Source organism: Xenorhabdus sp. SGI240 (assembly GCF_040081915.1).
Taxonomy (GTDB): Bacteria; Pseudomonadota; Gammaproteobacteria; order Enterobacterales; family Enterobacteriaceae; genus Xenorhabdus; species Xenorhabdus bakwenae.
Genome location: NZ_JBEBMB010000147.1, coordinates 1 through 3,759, shown reverse-complemented (window position 1 = coordinate 3,759; position 3,759 = coordinate 1). Strand labels below are relative to the sequence as shown.

Genomic DNA, 3,759 nt, shown 5'->3' with positions numbered 1-3,759 from the left:
GTCAGCTTCTGAATTACCCTCCGGGAAATTACGCGCATCCAGATAATGCGCAAACGTCATACGAATAGTGACACGAGCCTGAGCCATATTCTGATAAGCCAGACACATTGCACTAATGGTGCCATCAAGGTTAGCCACAGTGAGTGTGGACGAAGTTGAACGACCATCGCTATTCACCTCCAGTCCCTCAATTCTGACAGGCCACGGCTTATACTCCACGCCCTGCCACCAGATAGATTTAATCGGTAAGCTGTCTATATCGCCTTCCAATTCCTTTTCTGTATAAGGAGTGGGGTAATTATGGAAGTACAGTTCTGGCCCACCAAAGGCGGAACCATCAACAGAAAACAAAAGAATCTTATTCCCCGACTCAAGGCGTTGGAGATCTGCATTAATTTTCATGCGCTGAATGCCTGTTCAAATGTTGCTGATATTTTCATAACACCACCTGCCATAGGGAGCAGGGTTATTGAGTCTGCTTTGACCCGATACAGCCCTTTCTCACCAAACGGCGGCGTCCAGATAAATGACTTTAAGGTGTGCCTGCGGATAAACTGGAAGATAGGCATTACTTCTTCTTTAAATCCGGTGTAGGAGTAAGGCCAAGACTGGGTTTCGGGGTTAATTCCGTCAGCCGAGACCTGCTTATAGCCATCCCCAAACTCAACGACTTTAATTCGGTGTTTAAATTCACCACTGGGCGAATCCTGAATTTGGGTTCGCCATTTAAATTCTTCAATAGCCATATGAGTACCTATAAAAGAAAAAACCGCAGTTAAGCGGCGTTAGAATCCAGACTGGCACGGGAGTTTTGAGCAATAGTGAATACGCGCTCAGATACTTCTGCCAGTGATTCATTTGCTTTCGCGGCGTTGACCAGCTTGTTATTCACCGTAACCCACGCATCAGCATAGCCAGCTATTTTCTCAACAGATAGCGCTGCTGTTACCGCAGTGGCAGCTCTTGATAGACTCAATATCGCCTTTTCTGCTCCATTAACCGCCTGTCCTGTTTGGTTAAAACGTTGCTCCACCTGTCCAAGCGAGAATCTAATTGCCGTTGTGCTGTCAGCAATCGCGCTACATCCATTGATACCTGATAAACAATGTTGCCTACTTGATGTTCTGCCATTTTCTAGCCCCTGAAAAAATCGCTAAAGCGACTCATTTTTGAACAATAAATTCTTGCCATAGTCCCGAAATGGGACTAGAGTAAAAGTTATGAAAATAATATCCGTTGCATCACTGAAAGCGTTCTGGGAAAAGTACCCGGATGCAGAGCAGCCACTAAGAGCTTGGTTTGATGAGGCTAAAAAAGCCTCTTGGAAAACGCCTGCTGACATTAAGGCTCAATACCGCAACGCAAGCATTCTGAAAAATAATCGGGTGGTATTTAACATTAAGGGAAATGATTATCGATTAATCGTCTCCATCTTTTACCCCGCTGGATGGGGATACGTTAAATTTATCGGCACTCACAAACAGTACGATGCCATAGATGCTAATACCGTAGATATGGAGTAAAAATGAATATTAAACCTATCAGAACAGAACAGGATTATCAGGACGCACTGAAAGCCATTGCGCCACTATTCGATAACCAACCCGAAACTGGCACACCTGAGTTTGATTATATGGAAGTTATGGTATTACTGATTGAAGCCTATGAAGAAAAACATTACCCCATTGACCCGCCAGATCCGATTGAAGCTATTAAATTCAGAATGGAACAATCTGGCCTGACTGTAAAAGATTTAGAGCCAGCCATTGGTAAGTCTAATCGTGTCTATGAGGTTCTGAGCAGAAAGCGTAATCTAACACTGCCCATGATCCGCAATTTACATGGCATGTTCGGAATACCTGCCGATGTCCTGATAAAACAAACAAATAAAGCCCCGTAAGGGGCTATTTATGGCTTTCAGAGAAAATCAGTTATCACAATGCCCTTCTTTTGCAAGACGAACACCTGCCTTAGATATTACCCTTTTTCCTTCTTCCTCTGTTGAGGCACTCAAACCAGCGCCACCAACGAAAACTCCCATTTTTATGTATTGTCTTATGAAATAATTTTTTCCAGATTCGGTGAAAATTACTAGGTCATTAGGAGAGAACTCTGATTCGGTTGATATTTTGTGGTTTTGGTCGCCTGATACTTGTGTGTAGAAAAACGTTTTATCTGCTGTTTCTCCAATACACTTCCCATCAACATAAATGTCTTTTTTTAGAGCCTTACCAACAAAGCTGTCGCGGTAGATATATAAGCCAGATTTGCTTTCCTCTGGGGCAGAAAAGCTTTTAGCTTTTACTGATTCTTGTTCAGTTGCAAGAGGTACACTGGCACAACCACTGAGAAACAAAGCGCCTAAAAGAGAAGCTGATAAAAGTAATTTTTTGGTATTCATCATAAAAAAACAGAACCTTTTGTATAAAAGTAAAAAAATAACCTCGCAACTGAGGTTGCTTAGATAGAGTTTGAGTGATGGGTGTCCAGTTAAAATCTCTCTTTAAGCCACGGACGGTTTTAAAGCCCCTAATGGGGCTGTCACTTATTGTTATTATCTGTTAATGCATTATTCCAATACTTTATTTTTCTGATAAATGATTCATGAACTTCACTGGGCAGAGTGCGCTTTATTGTGGAGATCTCATCTTCAAAGTCTTGGTACACGTTCGTCGAGTCTGGAGATTGAATAAAAAATGATTCAACTAACTTTTTCACTCCATCATCATTTATCATGAAGCCGTCTCTTTTCTTTATAAGAAGACCTTCTGTGTTAACAGCTTTTTTTGCTGCTTCCACAATAGGGCCAACCTTGACCAAATCAATGTTGTGAAGCCAGTATGCATACCTGTCTTGAAATTGTTTCTGAATTGCTTTTGGCAATCTTTTATTAAGGCTCTCTATTTCCGATTGATAATTAAGCTCTATTTCTTGAGTGTCCTTGTCTATGTTTGCTTTTATCAACGTTTTTGATAGCTCCTTAACCCTATCATCTATTAACTCTATCCCATCCTTCCTTCTTTTATAAAAAAACTCAGGAGGGACACTAGATGGCTTAAATTTCTTAAGGGTTATTTCTTCTATTTTTTCCTGAACATCACTACCACAATGCTTGCATTTGAGCGCTTCCGCCTTAATCATTTCTGCACAGTAAGGGCATTTAACAAGACCTTCTTCCATTTGTTTTCGCTCTATGCCAGCATTATTTTTGCTTATCAGAAGTGAATGCACCAACGCAACAATGAACAACAAAAATCCATAAATCCACCATAGAATGAATGATCTGCCTTTGCTGTTTGCTATTAAGGCAGGAATTAAGCCAAGAATCACTGCTGTAAATAAAAAATACATTTTTCCCCTCGTCACAGTCAACTTTTTAACATTACCCAATACACGATGCTAAATGAGCAAAAGAAAGCCCCACTGGGGCTATTCTGTTTCATGCATATCAGTCTGTTGGCATCCAGCTTTGGTGTGCAGTTCATGATGAGTTATTAATAAACACACTCGAGCTTAAAGCCCAGTAAAGCTGGGTTATATCAATGCATAAGAGATTGCTTATAGTGACTATTTTTTCATTTCAGTCATATTTTTATCATACTGACCTTGTATATAGTTAAATCCATCCTTCATGTGGGCTTCTATCCATGCGTCATCAAGTCCGGTAAGTGCCACCATTGGCTGCCCGACCGTGTGAGCTGATTCAGCAATATCTGCCTCAGCCTGATAGTGCTTGATATTTAACCCGAATTCTGGATA

At 41.0% G+C, this 3,759-nt stretch carries 9 protein-coding genes; 2 read left to right on the top strand and 7 right to left on the bottom strand.

Translation table 11 applies throughout. From position 1 onward, the window contains the following. From ABLA76_RS17675 to ABLA76_RS17660, 4 genes are all read right to left on the bottom strand, one after another. Positions 1-402 (bottom strand): phage minor tail protein L (locus tag ABLA76_RS17675; RefSeq protein WP_348988908.1); only part of this gene is annotated, 402 nt, incomplete at its 3' end. Continuing rightward, positions 399-746 carry a phage tail protein gene (locus tag ABLA76_RS17670; RefSeq protein ID WP_348988185.1) on the bottom strand — a complete coding sequence of 116 codons (348 nt, stop codon included), beginning with the start codon at positions 744-746 and terminating at the stop codon, positions 399-401. The genes ABLA76_RS17675 and ABLA76_RS17670, both read right to left, overlap by 4 nt. 29 nt (positions 747-775) lie before the next feature. After that, on the bottom strand, positions 776-976 hold the full coding sequence (locus tag ABLA76_RS17665) for a hypothetical protein (RefSeq protein ID WP_348988907.1): 201 nt from the start codon (positions 974-976) through the stop codon (positions 776-778). Continuing rightward, complete coding sequence (locus tag ABLA76_RS17660) at positions 973-1,131, bottom strand: hypothetical protein (RefSeq protein WP_348988906.1); 159 nt, start codon at positions 1,129-1,131, stop codon at positions 973-975. Before ABLA76_RS17660 ends, ABLA76_RS17665 begins: the two co-directional genes overlap by 4 nt. Positions 1,132-1,220: 89 nt before the next feature. Here ABLA76_RS17660 and ABLA76_RS17655 point away from each other — a divergent pair, with 89 nt between their 5' ends. After that, positions 1,221-1,523, top strand: coding sequence for a type II toxin-antitoxin system HigB family toxin (locus tag ABLA76_RS17655; RefSeq protein WP_348988905.1), 303 nt, complete (start codon positions 1,221-1,223; stop codon positions 1,521-1,523). A gap of 2 nt (positions 1,524-1,525) precedes the next feature. After that, positions 1,526-1,900, top strand: a complete 375-nt coding sequence (locus ABLA76_RS17650; RefSeq protein ID WP_285810456.1) for a transcriptional regulator — start codon at positions 1,526-1,528, stop codon at positions 1,898-1,900. Positions 1,901-1,927: 27 nt separating this feature from the next. Here ABLA76_RS17650 and ABLA76_RS17645 read toward each other — a convergent pair whose 3' ends face one another. The 3 genes from ABLA76_RS17645 to ABLA76_RS17635 all read right to left on the bottom strand — a co-directional run. Next, positions 1,928-2,404 carry a DUF2846 domain-containing protein gene (locus ABLA76_RS17645; protein WP_285810455.1) on the bottom strand — a complete coding sequence of 159 codons (477 nt, stop codon included), beginning with the start codon at positions 2,402-2,404 and terminating at the stop codon, positions 1,928-1,930. Positions 2,405-2,541: 137 nt separating this feature from the next. Continuing rightward, positions 2,542-3,351, bottom strand: coding sequence for a zinc ribbon domain-containing protein (locus tag ABLA76_RS17640; RefSeq protein ID WP_348988904.1), 810 nt, complete (start codon positions 3,349-3,351; stop codon positions 2,542-2,544). 216 nt (positions 3,352-3,567) lie between these two features. Continuing rightward, on the bottom strand, positions 3,568-3,759 hold a 192-nt coding region (locus tag ABLA76_RS17635), incomplete at its 5' end, for a DUF4055 domain-containing protein (protein WP_348988903.1).